This is a genomic window from Granulicella tundricola MP5ACTX9, from assembly GCF_000178975.2.
Taxonomy (GTDB): domain Bacteria; phylum Acidobacteriota; class Terriglobia; order Terriglobales; family Acidobacteriaceae; genus Edaphobacter; species Edaphobacter tundricola.
Genome location: NC_015064.1, coordinates 291,818 through 309,754, shown reverse-complemented (window position 1 = coordinate 309,754; position 17,937 = coordinate 291,818). Strand labels below are relative to the sequence as shown.

Here is a 17,937-nt window from a genome sequence, read left to right as displayed (position 1 = left end):
AGCAGAGGACCGCATGTTCGCGCTGTTGTTGATCCTCTTACATCTCACGGCTCACGGTCGGGAATAGACCTCCGTCAGATTCCATAAAAAATGGTTTATTAACGGCTCAACAGTGAACGACAACCTTCCTCGGCTGGTCCTCAAGGAGTTCACAGTGCGTCTTAAAGCAATATTTCTCGCCGCAATCCTGACCACAGCCCTCCCTTGGGCCACCGCCCAGCAACCCACCCCCGACGAAGCCGCAATCCGCTCCGTCCTAGCCCACGAAGCAGAAGGCTGGAACAAGTTCGACCCCCACGAAGTAGCCTCCGTCTTCACCGCCGACGCCATCTGGCAGAACCCATTCGGCGTCCGCCTACACGGCCGCGCAGAGATTGAAAAGTTCCTCACCGATCTCCTAGCCCGCCCCGGCTACCGCGCCGGCACCAGCACCGTCCCCACCAAGATCCTCGACCTCCGCCTCACCTCACCCACCACCGCCGCGGTCTGGAGCGACGAAAAGATCGAAGGCCTGGTCAACGACATCAGCGGCAACCCCATGCAGCCCCGTCACTCGTACTACCTGAACGTCATGGTCAAACAGAACGGCGAATGGAAGATCAGCGACGCCATCATCATGGATATCGTCCACCTGAAGTAAGCGGCGAGACTACCCCTTACTACCCCCGCGGAGCCGTAATCGCCTTCTCATCCTGCTCCGCCTCCCGCCTCACCCGGCTCTTAGCCTTCCAGAAAAGAATCGGCTGCTCGTACCACCGCCAGCTCGCGGCAGAAAACAGCAAAGTCCCAGCCAGCGCCACACCCGCAGACTCATACCGATTCCCAATCCATCTCTCCGAAAGCTTCAGCGCCGGCACATGGATCAGGTAGAACATATAGCTGATCCGCCCCAGATACCGCAGCGGAGACCACCGCAGCAGCCCGACGCCACGCCCACTCAGCGCCCACAGGATCACCCCCAGGCTCGCCAGCAGCGTCAGTTCATACACCCACACGTTCGCCGCGCGAGTATTCGCCGTCGTCGTGAACCACGGGTACCGCGAGAGCGCCCCAAACACCCCCAGCGCCGCCACCGTCATCGCCAGACCCCAGGCCCCAAACCGCTCCACTAAATCACGCCGCCGCCGCCAGACCACCGCCAGCAACGCACCCACCGCCATCAGATCCATCCGGAACGGCGTCAGCATATAGATCTGCCAGTGCTCCGCAAAGTGGGGCGTAAACACCCAACGTAAAAGCGGCGCCAGCACCACCAGCCCGCCCGCCGCCCACGCAATCGCCGTCTCATCCAGGAAGTACACGACGAACGGCCAAACCATATAAAACTGCTCCTCAACGGAGAGCGACCACAGCACTGCCAGCGGCTCCAGGTTGGCCGCGTGGAAGCTCACCAGCGCATTCATCAGGAAGAAGAACAGGTACCAGTGCCTGATCCACTCCACGCCAAAGAAGATCGACACCACGATCAACAGCACCACGTACGGCGGCAGAATCCTGCGCGCGCGCCGCTCGTAGAAGTGGCTGAAGTAGCTCCCCAGCGGCTTTTCCTTCGCGCCGATCAGGATGCCCGTAATCAAAAACCCGGAGAGGATGAAGAACAGGTCGACCCCAGCCCACAGCATCTTGACTTGGAACGCATGATGCAGAAACACGGCCCCAATCGCCAGCGCACGCACGCCGTCGAGCTGATCGATCCGCTTCAAACCCGCGCTCCGCCGCCAACTGCCATACCTAAATTATTGCATCCACTCGCCCTCCCCGCCCGCACCCCGCCTCAGGACTAAACTCAAACCCATGAAGCCCGCCCAACGCTTCCTCATCCTTCTGGCCGCCGTCCTGCTCCTCCCCGCGCTCTCCGCCCGCGCCGTCGAGGTCCGCATCTCCGCACAGGCGCTGGAGCGCACCCTCAACCACCAGCTCTTCAAGACCCCCGGCCCCCCAGGCCTGCCCAACCGCTACTACCTCCGCGGCAAGCCCACCGGAGGCTGCTCCGTCTTCGCCGATAACCCCCAGATCTCCTTCATCAACAATGCGCCAGACGACCCCTCCAGCGTCCCCCGCATGGTCGTCAAGATCCACACCCACGCCAACTTCGGAGCCTCCATCCGCGGTCACTGCATCGGCGTCTGGATCAACATCGAGTCAGAAGTCTCCTTCATCCCCGAGGCCGAAGACGAGTCTGTCGGCTTCCACGACGCCCGCATCGAACACCTCTCCGGCAGCAAGGAACTCGACGCCCTCCTGCTCCCCTTCCTCTCCAAAAAGATGCCGTCCGAGATGAAGGTCAACGCCGCCAATCTCCTCCGCACTCTCCTCGTCCGCTCCCCGGACTCCACCGGCTACGTCCTTACCCTGGACGCCCTCAACCTCCACTCCATGAAGATCGAATCCCAAACCCTTGTCGTAGACCTCGACGCCACCATAAAAGTCGACTAGGCCTTTGTTCTTAACTAGGCCCTAGTCACTGGGCCCTGTACTTTAACAGCATGACCACCCAGTACGACTCCGGCCGCCGAGGCTCCACCTCGTTCTTCACCTTCGTCTTCGCCCTGATCCTCGGCGCGGCGGCTCTGGTCTTCTTCCTCCGCCAGGCCACCACTGGCCTCTCCGGCCGCATCGCCACCATGATCTCCGGCCGCACCACCGCCTTCGACACCTCCGTCCCCGTCGTCGTCGAGAAGATCCAGCGCCTCAGCCGCCTGGAAACCGTCGTTTACTCCGTCGATACGGTCGTAGAAGGCGCGCACGCCAGCCCCATCCTGCCGGACATCCTCGCCGGCGACCGCATCCTCCTTGTCGTCCACGGCCAATCCATCGCCGGCATCGATCTCTCCAAGCTCAAGCCCGAAGACGTCCGCATCGACGCCAACAATCCGCGCTCCATCCACGTCAACCTCCCCGCGTCGGAGGTCTTCATCACCTCTCTGGATAACGTCCACACCCGCGTCTACTCCCGCACCACCGGCCTCCTGGTCCCGGTCGACCAGAACCTCGAGTCCGACACCCGCGCCAAGGCCCAGCAGCAACTCCAGGCCGGAGCCCTCTCCGACGGCATCCTCGACGCCGCCCGCAAGAACGCCCGCGCCACCATCACCACCCTCCTCTACGGCCTGGGCTTCCAGCAGGTAGAGGTCACGTAGCCCTCGCAAATCGCCCCAAACAGGAAGGAAAGATGGAGGAGATGGAAAGGGAAGGCGGAAGGAGACGGAAAGGGAAGGCGGAAGGAGATGGAATGGAGACGGAAGGAGATGGAAAGGAAAGAAAGCCGTCATTCTGAGCGAAGCTCAGAACCTCCGTATTGGCTTTGGCCTTTGCACTTGCAGTTGCCTTTGCCTCTAACCCGCATGAGCCGTTGCCTGCTCTTATCCCGCTTTTATCCTTTCTATCCCCGTTACGCCTTGCTTTTAGCCATCCCACCCCTGCAACAATTCCCATCACCCGTACCCGCCACGATTCATCCCCCATCAGCCCCATTGCCAAACGTCCCCGCACCTGCGTTATCATCGCCCTACTATGTTGTCGCTCCTTACATCCCGACTCTTCGCCAGCAAGATCGAAGACATTCCCGCAGTGATCGCGGAAACCGCCACTGAAGCCCTCGAAGCCGCGCTCCCTGAATCGCAGGAGACTGCGCTCCTCCGGACCCTCGGCTGGGTCTCCGCCGGCATGGGCGCCGTAGCCCTCGGCCTCTTCGTCGGACGAGAGCTTCGCCAACGCTACAAGTTCAACCGCCGCACCCCCTACGACTTCTACGCCCACTCCGGCGACGAGCTCCAGGACATGGAGTTTGGCGTAGGCATCTAGCCCGCTTCAGGGCAAAGAAAAAGCTCCACAGCACTCGAAGCTTCGAGCGCCGTGGAGCTTTTTGATTCTGAGAACCAGCCTTGTAAGCAATAAAGACCCCACAAAACCCCGAGAACCACCCGCGTTCCTGAACCTGAGGACCGCCAGCATTCCTAACGCCGAAGCTTGCTCTGAAGCCTGAGGACCGCCGCCACTCCAAGCGCTGAAGGCGCGACAACATAACAGCCTAGGCCGAAGGCCTAGGTAACGGCGCACCATAAGCCCAAGGGCTGAAGGCCCGGCACATAGGCACCCGAACAAACCCCAACCAACGCCTAATCCTCCCGGCGCAACCGCTGATTCGTCAGCAACAACTCAGACACCAACAACTTCAACCGCGTATTCTCCTGCTGCAACTCCACCATAAGATCGCTCAACGAGACCTCCGCACTGGCCTCCAACGGAACAAAAGGTGTCGGATTCATACCGGCAAACTCCTGAATTTCATAAGAAAAGGAGGTCATACCGCAGCCTCTTCCTTCGCCGACTCGCGAGGCTCACACCAGCCGCCACGCCGTCCACGCATCCCAGCCTTGAACCGCTCCCGCTCCTCCGGCGTCATCTTCTCCCAGCGCTCGCCCATCCCGCGCCGCCATCCGCGCCCGCCGCCGTGGCCATGCCGGTGGAACCCGCCGAACAACACCTTGCTCAGCACCAGCAGCCCCAGCGCCTGCACAAACGTCAACGTCCGCAGCCCGAAGATGGCCGGCATCAGCCAGTTCCAAAGCTGCATCACCACCAGCCCAAACACCGCCGCGCACACAACAACCATCACCAGAATCTTTACAGCCTTCCACAACCGATAGCCCTTCATACGTCTCTCCTTACGAATCCAAAAACTCTTCCCTGATCTCCCGCAGCCGCTCCCGCAGATGCAGCACCGCATACCGCTTCCGAGACAGCAGCGTATTCACACTTACGCCCGTCTCCTCCGCCAACTCCTTGAAGCTCCTGCCCATCAGTTCATGCGCGATGAACACCTCGCGCTGCTCCTCCGGCAGCTCCTCCAGCGCATCGTCCAGGCTCTCAAACAGCAGGTTCCGCGCATACACCGCATCCGGTCCGTCGCTCTCGGACGGCAGCGAATCCAGCAGAACCTCGGACTCCTCGCCCTTGTACTCCGCCTCATTCAAAGAGTCCGGCCTCTGCCTCCGAAACAGATCCGTAATCCTGTTCCGCGCCACGCGATAAAGCCACGCCGTCACCTGCTCCACCGGCTTCATCAGCCGATACGTCTGCACCAGCTCATAGAACACGTCCTGCAGCACATCTTCCGCATCGCCGTCGTCGAAGACCCGTTTGCCGATGAAGCTGCGCAGCCGCGATTCATCCCGCCGCAACGTCTCGGCAATGAAATCGTCCTGCTCGGCAAGGCTCAACTCTGAACTCGACATCGTGTTCCTCAGTCTCTACAGGTGTTAACGTTTCATCGCGCTGAATATTGTACGAACCCCCAAAATACTTCCCCATACCCACTCATTTACCATCGAATGCGAGGTAACTGATGTTGAAACCAGCCTTTCTCTTCCCCGGCCAGGGCTCCCAGACAGTGGGCATGGGCCGCGAGCTTTACGACAACTTCCCCTCCGCCAAAGCAGTCTTCAAGGAAGCAGACGAGGTCCTCGGCTTCCATCTCTCGCACCTCATCTTTGAAGGCCCCGCAGAGACCCTCCAGCTCACCGAGCACACCCAGCCCGCCATCCTCACCGTCTCCGTCGCCGCCCTCCGCGTCCTCACAGAGTCCCTTCAAATCACCCCCATCGCCGCAGCCGGTCACTCCCTCGGCGAGTACTCCGCACAGGTCGCCGCCGGCTCCATCACCTTCGCCGACGCCGTCCGCACCGTCCGTGCCCGCGGCCGCTTCATGCAGCAGGCCGTCCCTCCCGGTGCAGGCTCCATGGCCGCCATCCTCGGCCTCTCCGCGGAGCAGGTCAACGACCTCTGCGCCCAGGCCTCCGAAGACGCCAGCGCCCCATCCCCCATCGACACCACACCCTCAGAGTCCGCCACCCCCCGCGCCGAAGCCGCACGTTCCATCGTCTCCCCCGCAAACCTCAACTCACCCGAGCAGATCGTCATCTCCGGCGCCACCGCAGCCGTCGAGCGCGCCGTAGAACTAGCCAAGACAGCCGGCGCAAAAAAGACCGTCATCCTCAAGGTCTCCGCGCCCTTCCACTGCGGCCTCATGCAGCCCGCCCAGGATCAACTAGCGTCCGTCCTTGAAGCTATCGACTTCGCCGACCCCGCCTTCCCCGTAGCCTGCAACGTAGACGCCCGCCTCCTCACCCGCCGCGCAGACGTCCGCGACTGCCTCATCCGCCAGGTCACAGGCTCCGTCCGCTGGGTCGAATGCCTCCAACTCCTCGTAGCGCAAGAACCCACGCACCTCATAGAGATCGGCCCCGGCAAAGTCCTGACCGGCCTAACCCGCCAGATCCTAGGCCGCAACGTCGAGACCCCCATCAGCCTCAACATAGAAGACCAGGCCAGCCTCGATAAAACCTTAGCTGCACTTGCCGGGTCTTAGACTTCCCGTACATTAGCGAGGTGTAGCCATGAAGATCCTGCTTCGAAAGTTACGCTGGATAGATCTTGGCCTTGCTGTTCTTCTCGCCACAATCTCGGTGCCGTTCATATTTCGCTCTGTAATGAATCACAGAATGGAGCTTTACGTTCGCATATATCCACACGACGGACAAGACAGCTTGGGTGCCTTCTTCGATGCGCTCACGGCATCCGCATTTTCATGGATCGGGATCATCATTCTGCTACTTGGTTTGCGATGGCTCTATGTCACGCTGCGCCCCGAGAATTTACCCCTACAAACTGACATTTCATCTAAATAGATAAGAATAAAAGAGAAAGAAGCATCCCTCACGTAGTAGGAAACAAGGGTCTATAGGTTCCCCCTCTTATCCCGCTTTATCATTTTTATCCTCGTTACGCCTTGCTTCACCAAGCTCACGGAGACCACCAATGCCAGCCCCCACCCAGCCCAACGACATCGTAGAAAACTTCACCCTCCCCGACCAGGACAACACCCCCATCACCCTCTCCGACTACGCCACCCACCCCGTAGTCCTCTTCTTCTACCCCCGCGCCGACACCCCCGGCTGCACCATCGAAGCCTGCTCCTTCCGCGACGCCATCTCCGACATCCAGGCCACCGGCGCAGTCGTCCTCGGCATCTCCCGCGACACCGTCAAAGCCCAGAAAAAATTCGCCGAGAAGTTCCACCTCAAGTACCCGCTCCTCGCCGACGCAGACGAGAAGGTCTGCGACTACTTCGAGGTCATCAAGCCCAAGAACATGTACGGCAAGCTCGTCAAAGGCGTAGCCCGCAACACCTACCTCATCGCCCCCGCCGACAAAGAAGGCCACCAGCGCCTCCTCAAAGTCTGGGAGAAGGTCAAGCCGGAGGGCCACGCCGAAGAGGTCCTCACCTACCTCAAATCCCTCTAACTTCCCAAAACGGGATCACATCTCAAGCCACCCAATATTCCACCACGAACCCTCCAACCGCGATGAGATACTAAGCCGCCTCTACAGAACTGACTCGCACAGGGACCGCACCATGAGAACAGTTTCGCCCTGAAAAGCGAAACGCCTCGGGGTTGGCGCCCCGAGGCGATTTCTCTGTAGAGGAGGTGATGGCCCATGAGACCTGTAAGGGTCAAATGGAAGAAGCTAACGTTAGAGATTCCATCAGAACTAACGTTAGTACTACTGGTCAAACCATGGTTGCTGTGGCTTTTGCTAAGGCACTTCTAAACCATAACCGTCCTGATCTGGCGTCAGTCCAGGTCAGGACTTCTTGTATCTACCAATAGTTGATGCCCTCCACCCACCCCTGTCAAGCATTTTCAGCCATCCACCCTACACCAATCCCGCCATCATTCCCGCTCCTCAAAGCTTCCCGGCCCGCCCCGCAATCTTCCCATTCCCCGTCCGCCTGTCCGAATCCCACGCATCCCCCGCCCCCAGCACCTTGAACTGCAGCGAAGCCCCCGCCTGCACCATCGCCTCCGTCCCCTTCTCCGGATTCGCATCCGCCACCTCGGTCTTCCCGCGCTGCCCGTCGAACTCCACCACGTTCGTCGTCACCGCCACATTCCCCACCCGCACCACCTGCAGAGACAACGCCCCCGCACTCGCAATCTGCCCCGCCGCCGCCACTGCGAGCACCGTCGCCCTCACCGGCGTCCCCTTTGCCAGCATCGTGCCATTAGACAGCTTCACCGGAGCTAGCAGCACCCCATCCACCATCGCCCCATTCTTATCGCTGTCGGAGCTCACTGCCCGGTTCAGCCGCAGGCTCAACCCCGCGCCCTGCGGAATCCACACCGCTCTCGGCGGAGCCGGTACCGGACTCCCCACGGCGCTCACGTCTTTCGGGTCCGTCGCACCCGGCGTATCGATCGGAATCTCCCCCACCGAACCCTTATCCCCGTCCGCCTTCACATCCGGCGTCGCCAACTCCGGCGTCTGCACCGGAGCCCCCGAAACTCCACCCGGCCCCGCAACCCCCGCCACCGGAGACGTCCCATGCGTCAACGTGTTCGTCCGGCCATTGCTCGGGGACACCACAGGCGGCGTCATCGACGTGGAAGGACCGGTAGGCGTCTGCACCGGTGCCCCCGGCGTCTGAGCAGCCGGCACACCTTGAGCCCCTCCCACCCCCATCGCCAAACTCAACCCCATCATCGCCACAATCCGTTCCGCCATCCGAGCCGTCATCTCTATGTCCTCCTTCACTTGGATGCATCACAACGGGCCCCGTAAAAAGCATTTACGCTGAAATCAACCATGCCCGGATGCCATGCCCAGCTCTGATTCCCTGCTCCAACTCTCTGCCGCCATTCTCTCCGCCTCCGGCCTGGCCATCGGCGCGGCAGCCTATGCCATGCTCTACCCGCAGTCCCAGCTCTGCGGCCCCGTCCTCATCGCCCCGCCCCAGCCCCAGCAGATCGCTCTCACCTTCGACGACGGCCCAAACCCCGCCGCCACTCCCCAGCTCCTCGAAGCCCTCGCCGCCCACAACATCCGAGCCACCTTCTTCCTCATCGGCGCCCACGTCCTGCGCGAGCCGGCCCTCACCCGCGCCATCGCCGCCGCCGGCCACATCATCGGCAACCACACCATGAACCACCCCTGGCTGCACCTCCTCCCCGAATCCCGCATCCGCACCGAAATCTCAGATTGCAACCGAGCCCTCGAAGACACCCTCGGCCGCCGCGTCCGTCTCTTCCGTCCCCCGCACGGCGCACGCCGCCCCGCCGTCCTCCGCATCGCACGAGAGCACAATCTCGACACCGTCAACTGGAACATCATCGTCAAGGACTGGCTCCCCACCACCCCAGAGGTCCTGCTGGCCCGCATGGAAAAGGGCATCCTCCGCAACCGCACCCAGGGCCACGCCTCCAACATCGTCCTCCACGACGGAGGCCACGCCCAACCCCGCCTCCCCACCGTAGAAGCCGTAACCCAACTCCTCAACCGCCACCAGGGTGCCACCTACACCACCCCAGAAGCCTGGCTAGCCTGAGTAACTGAGTCGTAGTTAGCGAAAGACGGTCTCTAACTCCTTTCTTTGCTTGTCATTCCGCAGCGAAGCGGAGGAACCTGCCGTTGCCGTTGCTTGATCCTCGCTCATAAACCCACCTTATTCGTTCTGCAGGCGTACGAGAAAACACAAGCATCAGAGAGCGCCACGTCAAAATCCACCTTGATCGCTTTTATCAATTTTTATCCCCTTAATCTTTTCGCCGAGGACCGCCACCGAACCCAGGGTCACCGCCCCAGCGGCACCCCCGCCAAAGAATCCAGCCTCCCCACCGGATAAGCTCCCACCCCATTCGCCTTCCCAAACTCACTCCGCTGATAAAAGAAATCCAACCGAGCAGCAGCACTCTTGGCAAACACAGGATCGGCAGCAACCTTAGCCTCAAACTCCGCCTTCAGCTTCGGATCGGCAGCCATCATCTCCCTTGCCAGCCGTTCCACAACATAAGCCTCCCCATACTCCTTCTGCTCGAAGATTGAATCAAACAACCCCCACTGCAGCGCAGAATCAGGCCCCGCAGGCTCCAGCCACGACATCGCCACGGGAGCCAGCCTCTGATCGATCTTCACCACGGCAGACCCCGCCGGAAACGTCCTCGTCTCCTTCACCGTCACGCACTCCCCATACTTACCCGGGTTCCTTGAAGCCTCGCCATTGAACGTAGGGTGCCGCCCCTCAAACGGAGGCTCCTGCCACTGCATCCCGGAACACTTGTACGTATCGACCGCAGCCGTCCAAGCCGCAGTAGTCCGCTCCATCGCAACCCCGTGCGCCGCCAGCCGGTCGATCACATCCACCCACTGACGCGGCACGATATAAGCCACCGGAGCCACAGCCGAGGCCTCCACCTTGTACCCCACCTGCTGCGGGATCGTCATCGTCTCCTCCACATGGCTGTACTGCACCCAGTCCCCACCCGAGACCTCGCTCTTCGCCGTCTTGTACGCATACCCCTTGAACGCAATCGGCTCCGTCTTACCTGACGCGCCAATCGCCAGCGGATAAACCTTCCCCGCCCAGCGTGTGTTCTCCTCATCCGCCGCCGCGTTCAGCGCCAGCAGCTTGTCCGCGTCGCGGTTGACGATCTCCAGCAGCCCCACCAGCGCCTCGTAGTTCCCCTCCACGCGCACCTTGTAGTCCTTCAGCATATGCAGCTCAATCAACATCGCCGGACGCCCCGTCAGCGTAACGTAGCCCGTCGAGAAGCGCGGCGGATCGTCATAGATCGCAATCCCCTTGCGCAGGTCCTTCTCATCCAGCAGTTCGACGTACGTATCCAGCCCCACATGCCCATGCCCGTCGATGTACCGCACGATCTCCGGACCAACCTTATCCGCCCACGCCGCCGTCGCCTTCGGCACATTCGGTCCATCGTCGATCGAGAACGTCACGTCATACTGAAAGTCCGCCCCGTCCGTCACATGGTCGTCGACGAAGAAGTCCGGATTCCAACGCTGATACATCCCCATAAACGCCTTGGCCTCCGGCGTATCCGCCTTCAGGTAGTCACGGTTCAGATTCAGGTTCGTCCCATTCCCACGCCAACCCATCTGCGCCGGCCCATCCTGGTTGATGCGGTTGAACGCCCCACGCCGCTCATGCCCATCCGCGTTATACATCGGGATAAACACGAACACAGCCCGCTCCAGCAGCTTCGCCTTGGTCTTTAAAATGACCATATCCCGCAGCAACGCCAGGCAGCTATCCTTCCCATCCATCTCCCCCGCATGGATCGAGTTCTGCACCAGCACAATCGGCCTCTTCGCCGCATGGATCGCCGCCGGATCGAACAACCCATCCTTCGACACCACCACCACATCCAGTTCCCTGCCCTCACCCGTCTTCCCAAACCCCTCGATCTTCACCTGACCCGGTGCAGCCCCCTGCACCCGACGCAGGTAGCCCATGGTCTCGTCGTAGTCCGGCGTCGTCGCATAGCAGCCCTTCTCAGAGGGCGTAAGCCACTCCTGCTGCCCCGCGGTCCAATGACACCCCGTAGGACCCGCAGGCCGCCCCAGCAAGCTCTCATGCGCCACAGTCTGCCCCCCCGCAACCCCGGAAATCACCCCAAGCCCCAAACCCATCCAGCTCATCTTCATCCCTCAAACCTATCAAACGTCGGGCACCCCCACCTCCCGATTTCGTGACGTGGACCTGCAGGGCTCTCCAAAACGTCTAGACAATATGAGGCGGAAATTCGTGGTGCGTTTATGGTGAGTACGTGGTGATTTGTGGTGCGTTTTTGCCACGTTTTCTGGTCACCCAAGCGAGTTAATCCAGCCGGAAACAACACCCTGTAAGCTGGTGACCATGCGCCCTCCCCGCGTAGCTTACTTCCCCGACTCCTTCCATGAGGTCAACGGAGTCGCCCACACCTCGCGCAACTTCGAGGCCTACGCCCGCCGCCACAACCTGCCCTTCCTCTGCGTCCGCGCAGGCAATAAACCATCTGGAATCAACGGTTCCGTCCAAACCCTGGAGCTCCCGCGCTCCCGCGCCGCCGTCGGAGTAGAGAAAGATCTCTCCTTCGACCCCCTCTTCTGGCGTCACGAAAAGGCCATCGCGGATCTCCTCCACGCCTTCAAACCGGACATAATCCACCTCACCGGCCCCTCGGAACTAGGCATCTTCGCCGCTTACTTCGCCTGGAAGTTGAACCTTCCATTAGCCGCAAGCTGGCACACCAACGTCCATGAGTACGCTGCACGCCGCCTCCCGCACCTAAGCCCTAAAACCTCGCAAGTGGTTGAAAATAAAACACTTGGCATTATGGGCTGGTTCTACCGCCGCGCCCAGCTCCTCTTCGCCCCCAACCGCGACCTCTGCCAAATGCTTGAAAGCAAAGCACATAAGCTATGCCACCTGATGGAACGTGGCGTGGAAACCCAGATTTTCTCTCCCGCAAAACGCAAACGCAAAGATGCTAAACCATTGATTCTAGGCTATGTAGGCCGTCTTTCCATTGAGAAGAACGTAGCACTCTTACCACGTATCCAGCATGAATTAAATGCCGCCGGAATAGAAACAAAATTCCTCATCATAGGCCAGGGCGACCTCGAATCCGGCCTTCGCAAAGACCTCCAAAGTGTTTATTTTGCAGGGGTTTTACGCGGAGAAGCGCTCGCCGAGGCCTACGCAAATATGGACCTCTTCATCTTCCCCTCGCACACCGATACCTTCGGGAACGTGGTTTTGGAAGCGCTTGCCAGCGGCGTACCGGCCATCGTAACCCCCGACGGCGGCCCGAAATATATCGTCAAGCCCAACATAACAGGCATGATAGCGGCTGACGAGGACTTTGCTGCCACCATCCTTGAGCTCCTGCGTGACCCCAACCGCATGGCGGAGATGGGCCGGAACGCTCATGAGTACGCCCTAAGTTGCAGTTGGGATGCTGTCTTCGACCGCGTTTATGCGGCCTATGCTGATACGCTAATCCCAACAAAATGAGACGTTCCGTTCAGGTCGCCGCCCCTCTCCTTGCCTCCGCTGCCCTTACCCTGCTGACCGCCTGCCGCAAGCCGGAGATGCAGCGCTGCGTCGATGAAAACAATAGGGTTGTCGCTGACAATCTATGCAGCAACCCTACGTCCGGCACGCCGTCCGCCGTGTATCACCCCGGTATGGGCTACATTCCGATGTATCGCTACTACTACGGCGGCGGAGGGGGATACAGCCTCGGAAGTGGCGCGTTTGGAGGCGGTTACAGCACCCTTTCAGGCCATTCGTACGCTAACTCCACAGGTACCATCCGCGGAGGATTCGGCTCAAGCTTCTCCGGTGGCCACGGCGGTAGCGGAGAATAGGTGCATGAAGCGTATCCAGCTCACCCCTCGCCCTGACTGGCAGCAAAAGGTTGAATCCGCAGGTCTTACCTTTCATTCCCCCGCCGCTATGGCCCCCCAGCCCTACTGGGAGGAGTCCGCAGCCTACGAGTTCACCGCCGCCGAGATTGACACGCTTGAGGCCGCCGGCAACGAACTGCAGACGATGTGCCTGGCCGCCGCACAGCATGTCATCGATAAGCAACGGTACAACGAGCTGGCGATCCCTCCCGCAGCTATCCCGCTGATTGAATGGGCGTGGAACCAAGAGCCTCCCGCGCTTTATGGACGCTTCGATATCTCCTGGGCCGGTGCGCAGTCCGGCCAGCCGCCCAAGCTGCTGGAATACAACGCCGATACCCCTACTTCGCTGGTCGAAGCTGCCGTCATCCAGTGGTCTTGGCTCGAAGACATGACCGGGAACCTGCCGGTTTTCGCCAAACCAGATCAGTTCAACTCCATCCACGACCGCATCATCGCCAAGTGGAAGGACGTAAAGGACTACCTGACTGAGCCCGTGTACTTTGCCGGCCTCCAGGCGGACGCACCCGACCCCGCAACCGCGCTCGATTACGCCGAAGATTACCTGACCGTGACCTATCTGCAGGACACGGCGAACCAGGCTGGCCTGGATACTCGCGCCATTGCTTTGCAGGACATCGGCTGGAACCAGGAACGCTTGGCGTTCGTGGATACCGACCCGGCGGAGAACCAGATCTCCTCTCTTTTCAAGCTTTATCCGTGGGAATCAATGGTGGTTGAGGAGTTCGGGCCGGCGGCGCTTTCGACCTATCACCAGGTGACTTGGATCGAGCCGATCTGGAAGATGCTGCTCTCTAACAAAGGAATTCTGCCGATTTTATGGGAGCTCTATCCCAACCACCCCTTGCTGCTGGAGGCTCACTTCGAGGCGAGCGCGTCAGCATGGACTACTGTCGGTGCGCCGCGCACCGGTAGCGATATGACCAGCTACGTCCGCAAGCCGCTGCACTCCCGCGAAGGTGCAAACATCCAGATCGTCAGGCCGAACGCCCAGCTTGTCGAGACATCAGGGCCTTACGGCGATGGACCTTTCATCCGCCAGGCGATCGCACCGGACGCTATCTTCCCTGGCCGCGGCGGGGCTCCCCGCTATCCTGTGCTGGGTCTATGGATGATCGATCAGGATTGCTCCGGGCTTGGTATACGCGAGAGCGGAGGGCCGATCACGGATAACTTGAGTTCGTTTATCCCGCATTTCTTCGTCTAAAGCGACCCTATTGGGCGGCGTGGACACGGGTCTCTTCACAGACCACGGTTACGCCCTCCGCCTGGGTGGCACAGCCCTGCGGGGTGAGGCCGGGTGAGTTGGCGGTCGAAGCGTAGGTGTTGAAGCGAACCCGAAGGTGGGTGGAATCGAGCCACTGGGCCTCTGGATCGGGAGTTTTGGCGTTGGGCTTATACTCTGCTGGCCCAGCGTAGACCCGATGGGCGTATGGGTTCCACGGGTGGCGGATGGAGATCTCAGCCTGATCGACGCCGGTGCCGTTGTTCACCGTGTAGGTCGTGATGGCAATCAACCGGCCGTCCGGCGAGATCTGTTGGGGCAGATGGCGGGTGTAGTTGAGCGCGAAGAAGATGAGGGCCGTCGCAATCAGCAGTGGAATGGCTGCCAAAGAGCCTGCGAGAATACGCATGGCAAGACGGACTGCTTTGGAGGCGATTCGGCTTGAACTACGGAACGCAATCATCCCGAGCATAGCGACGATCAGCGCGGCGACTACGGGCAAGAGCTCAGAGAGATCCATGTCAGACGGGCCGCTCCAGTTGAATGTTGGCGCAGTGGAGGAAGATCGCCTCGTTTTCCAGGTCTTCCAGGCTGTAGCGGATGCGCTCCAGGCCGTCTTCGCGAAGATCTTCGATGTGAAGGCCGAGGAACCGTTTGAAGTCTTCGCCGTTGGGGTTGAGTTCAAGGTTCTGAACGTCAGAGCAATGCAGAGTCAGATGGCCGCCCTTGGAGTTGGCGAGAGTCATGGTCAGGTCAAAGCCGATGCGGGCCGAGTCCGATTCCAGGTTGAAGAGAGTCAGATCGGTATAGCCGCGGAGGGTTTCATTGTGGGCTTCTGCGGATGGGGTCATGTCTGGGCTCCAGGATGGACGGGCACGGCCCGGGGCTAAAGCCCTAATTTGTTGAAGCCGTAATCGTGGGGCTAAAGCCCCACTCTAATCCGAACGGCAACGGCAGAAACAACAGCAAGTGCAAATACAGGGGTTCTTCGCTGCGCTCAGAATGACGTGAAGTTGTGGTTCGTTTAGGAGAACTGCTCCAGGAAGCGCATATCTCCGGAGTAGAACTGGCCAATATCGGAGACGCCGTGGAGGATCATCGCGATGCGCTCTACTCCCATGCCGAAGGCGAAGCCGCTGATACGGGCGGGATCGTATGGGCTGGGGTCAAGGCCCAGGCGGCGGCGTTCTTCTGTGACAGCCTGGAAGACGGCGGGGTCAACCATGCCGCAGCCCAGAAGCTCAATCCAGCCGGAGTGCTTGCACTTGCGGCAGCCTTTGCCGCCGCAGAAGATGCAGGAGATCTGGACGTCTGCCGAAGGCTCAGTGAAGGGGAAGAAGCTGGGGAAGAAACGGGTTTTGACTGCGGAGCCGAAGAGGGCACGCATGGCGTGATCGAGAGTGCCCTTCAGGTCTGAGAAGGTGACGTTGGTATCGACGCAGAGACCTTCTACCTGGTGGAAGATGGGCGAGTGCGTGGCATCTGCGGCGTCGTTGCGGTGGACCTTTCCGGGAATCACGATGCGCAGCGGGGGAGCCTGAGAGACCATGGTCCGGATCTGCACCGGACTGGTGTGCGTGCGCATCAGGAGGCGGTCGCGGGAGGGCTTGGACTGCTGATGTGCGACCTGCAGGGTGTCCTGGGTGTCTCGGGCGGGATGATTTTCAGGGAAGTTCAGGGCTTCAAAGTTGTAGAAGTCAGACTCCACCTGTGGGCCTAACTGCGTGCTGTAGCCGAGATGATGGAAGACCTCCACGACGCGGTCCATGGCGGTGAGGAGCGGGTGCGGGATGCCGGGCGTGCGGGTCAGGCCGGGGAGAGAGATGTCCAGGCCCTGGGCTGCCGCGATCTTCGCCGCGGGGGCTTCGAGGGACTGCTCGATCTGCTGCTTGAGCTGGTTGAAGCGGATTCCGAGGGGCTTGCGAGCTTCCGCGGGAGCCTGCTTGAGCCAGGCCTCCGAGATGAGCTTAAGACGGCCCTGTTTGCGGCCGAGCCAGAGGAGGCGGAAGGCCTCGGCGTCTGCTCCGGCGGCGGTGGTGCGGACCTCTTCGGCGAGGACCGCGAAGGACTGGTCGAGCGTGGGCTCGTCGTAGGCGGGGAGTGTTGGGATGGAGGTTGGGTCAGTCTGATTGGTCATACGAGGCTCTTCTTCAGTTTAGTCGACTCGGGCGACGAGGCACTTGAGGTAGCTGGTTTCAGGCAGGGTCAGGACGGCCGGGTGATCCGGCGCGGCTCCGCGGGTCTCCAGAAGCTGGACGCGACGGTGGCTGTCCGCGGCTGCCGAGGCGACGACGGCGGTGAACTCCTCCAGCGGGACATGATGCGAGCAGGAGCAGGTGACAAGGGTGCCGCCGGGGTTGAGCATCTTGAGGGCGCGGAGGTTCAACTCCTTATAGCCGCGAAGGGCTCCTTCAAGGGCTCGCTGGGATTTTGCGAAGGCCGGAGGGTCTAGGACGATGGTGTCGAAGCGCTCGCCGGTGGACTCGTACTCCCGGAGAAGGTCGAAGGCGTCGGCCTCCATCCAGTCTGTGCGGGCTTTGAGGTGGGGGTTGAGGGCGAGGTTGGCGTCGGCTACCTCAAGGGCGGCGCGGCTGGTGTCTACGCCGGTGACACGGTCGCAGGTTTGAGCGAGGTGCAGAGCGAAGCCTCCCTGGTAGGTGCAGACGTCCAGGGCTCGGCCATGCGCGTAACGGGCGGCGGCGGCGTAGTTGAGGCGCTGATCGAGGAAGGCGCCGGTCTTCTGGCCGGAGGTGACGTCAAAGGCGAAGTGCAGGCCGTTGATGGTGAAGATGGTGGCTTCTTTGGCTTCGCCGGCGGAGAAGATGGGCTCAGTGGGAGCGGGGGCGATCTGCTCGATCTCACGGACGCGAGGGTCGGGGCGCTCGAGGATCGTGGAGGGGTGGAGTTCGGCGGCGAGGACTTCGCCTATCAGGGCTCGGAGATCCGGCTTGGCGGTGGATTGGGTGAGGAGCTGGAGGACGATGAGATCGTTGTAGCGATCGGCGACGATGCCGGGGAGGTTATCGGCCTCGGCAAAGATGAGGCGGTGGGCGTTGTTGTCCGCCGTCACCGGGGAGAGCTGGTTGCGCAGGGACAGGGCGGCCTGGATGCGGGTGCGCGTCTCTGCGAGATAGGCCTCGCGAGTGAGGGCGGCGAGCGGCGAGACTACGCGCAGGGTGATCTGAGAGGCAGAGCTGTAGAGTGCGGAGCCTAGCGGGATTCCACGGGTGTCCAGGATCGTCACGAGAGCGCCGGGATCGACGGAGGTGGTGCCGGGTGCGGGGAGGAGCTGCTCGACGTCTGTGCGGTAGACCCAGAGGTGGCCGGCGCGAATTTTGTCAGAGGCGCGGCGGGTGATGATGGCTGCGGGGCCTTGCGGATGAGGGGTGCCTACGCGGATAGGGCGGAGGTCTTGCGGTTTTGCCATCCTTCCATCTTCG

General features: G+C 61.1%; 21 protein-coding genes. 11 read left to right on the top strand and 10 right to left on the bottom strand.

Translation table 11 applies throughout. The annotated features are described in order from the left end of the window. Positions 1–154 precede the first annotated feature (154 nt). A complete protein-coding gene (locus ACIX9_RS01195) occupies positions 155–640 on the top strand; it encodes a YybH family protein (protein WP_157477201.1) in 486 nt (161 codons plus the stop codon). Between the two features lie 19 nt (positions 641–659). Here ACIX9_RS01195 and ACIX9_RS01190 read toward each other — a convergent pair whose 3' ends face one another. Then, complete coding sequence (locus ACIX9_RS01190; RefSeq protein WP_013578645.1) at positions 660–1,703, bottom strand: acyltransferase family protein; 1,044 nt, start codon at positions 1,701–1,703, stop codon at positions 660–662. A 91-nt stretch (positions 1,704–1,794) separates the two neighbouring features. On the opposite strand from ACIX9_RS01190, the gene ACIX9_RS01185 reads away from it, so the two are divergent. The 3 genes from ACIX9_RS01185 (at position 1,795) to ACIX9_RS01175 (ending at position 3,804) form a co-directional block, all read left to right on the top strand. Next, positions 1,795–2,436 (top strand): hypothetical protein, encoded by a 642-nt coding sequence (locus tag ACIX9_RS01185; RefSeq protein WP_013578644.1) that lies wholly within the window; start codon positions 1,795–1,797, stop codon positions 2,434–2,436. Positions 2,437–2,486: 50 nt separating this feature from the next. Then, positions 2,487–3,140, top strand: a complete 654-nt coding sequence (locus ACIX9_RS01180; RefSeq protein ID WP_013578643.1) for a DUF4230 domain-containing protein — start codon at positions 2,487–2,489, stop codon at positions 3,138–3,140. A gap of 373 nt (positions 3,141–3,513) precedes the next feature. Continuing rightward, positions 3,514–3,804, top strand: a complete 291-nt coding sequence (locus ACIX9_RS01175) for a hypothetical protein (RefSeq protein WP_013578642.1) — start codon at positions 3,514–3,516, stop codon at positions 3,802–3,804. Between the two features lie 314 nt (positions 3,805–4,118). Here the strand turns inward: ACIX9_RS01175 and ACIX9_RS01170 are convergent, their stop codons facing one another. From ACIX9_RS01170 to ACIX9_RS01160, 3 genes are read right to left on the bottom strand one after another with little or no spacing between them, the layout of a single operon-like run. Beyond that, a complete protein-coding gene (locus ACIX9_RS01170) occupies positions 4,119–4,268 on the bottom strand; it encodes a hypothetical protein (RefSeq protein ID WP_157477197.1) in 150 nt (49 codons plus the stop codon). Between the two features lie 35 nt (positions 4,269–4,303). Further along, complete coding sequence (locus ACIX9_RS01165; protein WP_013578640.1) at positions 4,304–4,657, bottom strand: hypothetical protein; 354 nt, start codon at positions 4,655–4,657, stop codon at positions 4,304–4,306. 10 nt (positions 4,658–4,667) lie between these two features. Continuing rightward, positions 4,668–5,237, bottom strand: coding sequence for an RNA polymerase sigma factor (locus ACIX9_RS01160; RefSeq protein WP_013578639.1), 570 nt, complete (start codon positions 5,235–5,237; stop codon positions 4,668–4,670). Between the two features lie 110 nt (positions 5,238–5,347). Here ACIX9_RS01160 and ACIX9_RS01155 point away from each other — a divergent pair, with 110 nt between their 5' ends. The 3 genes from ACIX9_RS01155 (at position 5,348) to ACIX9_RS01150 (ending at position 7,305) form a co-directional block, all read left to right on the top strand. Next, positions 5,348–6,370, top strand: coding sequence for an ACP S-malonyltransferase (locus ACIX9_RS01155; protein WP_013578638.1), 1,023 nt, complete (start codon positions 5,348–5,350; stop codon positions 6,368–6,370). 28 nt (positions 6,371–6,398) lie between these two features. Further along, on the top strand, positions 6,399–6,689 hold the full coding sequence (locus ACIX9_RS25520) for a hypothetical protein (RefSeq protein WP_013578637.1): 291 nt from the start codon (positions 6,399–6,401) through the stop codon (positions 6,687–6,689). Positions 6,690–6,819: 130 nt separating this feature from the next. Then, complete coding sequence (locus ACIX9_RS01150) at positions 6,820–7,305, top strand: peroxiredoxin (RefSeq protein ID WP_013578636.1); 486 nt, start codon at positions 6,820–6,822, stop codon at positions 7,303–7,305. A 444-nt stretch (positions 7,306–7,749) separates the two neighbouring features. Here ACIX9_RS01150 and ACIX9_RS01145 read toward each other — a convergent pair whose 3' ends face one another. After that, positions 7,750–8,580, bottom strand: coding sequence for a hypothetical protein (locus ACIX9_RS01145; RefSeq protein WP_013578635.1), 831 nt, complete (start codon positions 8,578–8,580; stop codon positions 7,750–7,752). A gap of 82 nt (positions 8,581–8,662) precedes the next feature. Between ACIX9_RS01145 and ACIX9_RS01140 the strand changes: the two genes are divergently transcribed. Further along, complete coding sequence (locus ACIX9_RS01140; RefSeq protein WP_013578634.1) at positions 8,663–9,388, top strand: polysaccharide deacetylase family protein; 726 nt, start codon at positions 8,663–8,665, stop codon at positions 9,386–9,388. 245 nt (positions 9,389–9,633) lie between these two features. Here ACIX9_RS01140 and ACIX9_RS01135 read toward each other — a convergent pair whose 3' ends face one another. Beyond that, positions 9,634–11,505, bottom strand: coding sequence for a M14 family metallopeptidase (locus ACIX9_RS01135; protein ID WP_232298764.1), 1,872 nt, complete (start codon positions 11,503–11,505; stop codon positions 9,634–9,636). Between the two features lie 211 nt (positions 11,506–11,716). Here ACIX9_RS01135 and ACIX9_RS01130 point away from each other — a divergent pair, with 211 nt between their 5' ends. The 3 genes from ACIX9_RS01130 to ACIX9_RS01120 are packed head-to-tail and all read left to right on the top strand — an operon-like array spanning position 11,717 to position 14,479. Continuing rightward, the gene (locus ACIX9_RS01130; RefSeq protein WP_013578632.1) at positions 11,717–12,856 is read left to right on the top strand and encodes a glycosyltransferase; all 1,140 of its coding nucleotides are present in this window, start codon (positions 11,717–11,719) and stop codon (positions 12,854–12,856) included. Continuing rightward, a complete protein-coding gene (locus tag ACIX9_RS01125; RefSeq protein ID WP_013578631.1) occupies positions 12,853–13,212 on the top strand; it encodes a hypothetical protein in 360 nt (119 codons plus the stop codon). The genes ACIX9_RS01130 and ACIX9_RS01125 overlap by 4 nt, the downstream gene beginning before the upstream one ends. A gap of 4 nt (positions 13,213–13,216) precedes the next feature. Further along, positions 13,217–14,479: a glutathionylspermidine synthase family protein gene (locus ACIX9_RS01120; RefSeq protein ID WP_013578630.1), complete on the top strand. Its 1,263-nt coding sequence runs from the start codon at positions 13,217–13,219 to the stop codon at positions 14,477–14,479. Positions 14,480–14,486: 7 nt separating this feature from the next. On the opposite strand, the gene ACIX9_RS01115 is transcribed toward ACIX9_RS01120, so the two are convergent. The 4 genes from ACIX9_RS01115 to ACIX9_RS01100 form a co-directional block, all read right to left on the bottom strand. Beyond that, positions 14,487–15,017 carry a hypothetical protein gene (locus tag ACIX9_RS01115; RefSeq protein ID WP_013578629.1) on the bottom strand — a complete coding sequence of 177 codons (531 nt, stop codon included), beginning with the start codon at positions 15,015–15,017 and terminating at the stop codon, positions 14,487–14,489. 1 nt (position 15,018) lies between these two features. Continuing rightward, the gene (locus tag ACIX9_RS01110; protein WP_013578628.1) at positions 15,019–15,348 is read right to left on the bottom strand and encodes a hypothetical protein; all 330 of its coding nucleotides are present in this window, start codon (positions 15,346–15,348) and stop codon (positions 15,019–15,021) included. Positions 15,349–15,521: 173 nt separating this feature from the next. Then, on the bottom strand, positions 15,522–16,634 hold the full coding sequence (pheS, locus tag ACIX9_RS01105; protein WP_013578627.1) for a phenylalanine--tRNA ligase subunit alpha: 1,113 nt from the start codon (positions 16,632–16,634) through the stop codon (positions 15,522–15,524). A gap of 18 nt (positions 16,635–16,652) precedes the next feature. Continuing rightward, entirely contained in the window at positions 16,653–17,924 is a 1,272-nt protein-coding gene (locus ACIX9_RS01100) for a class I SAM-dependent rRNA methyltransferase (RefSeq protein ID WP_013578626.1), read from the bottom strand. Between the last annotated feature and the right edge of the window lie 13 nt (positions 17,925–17,937).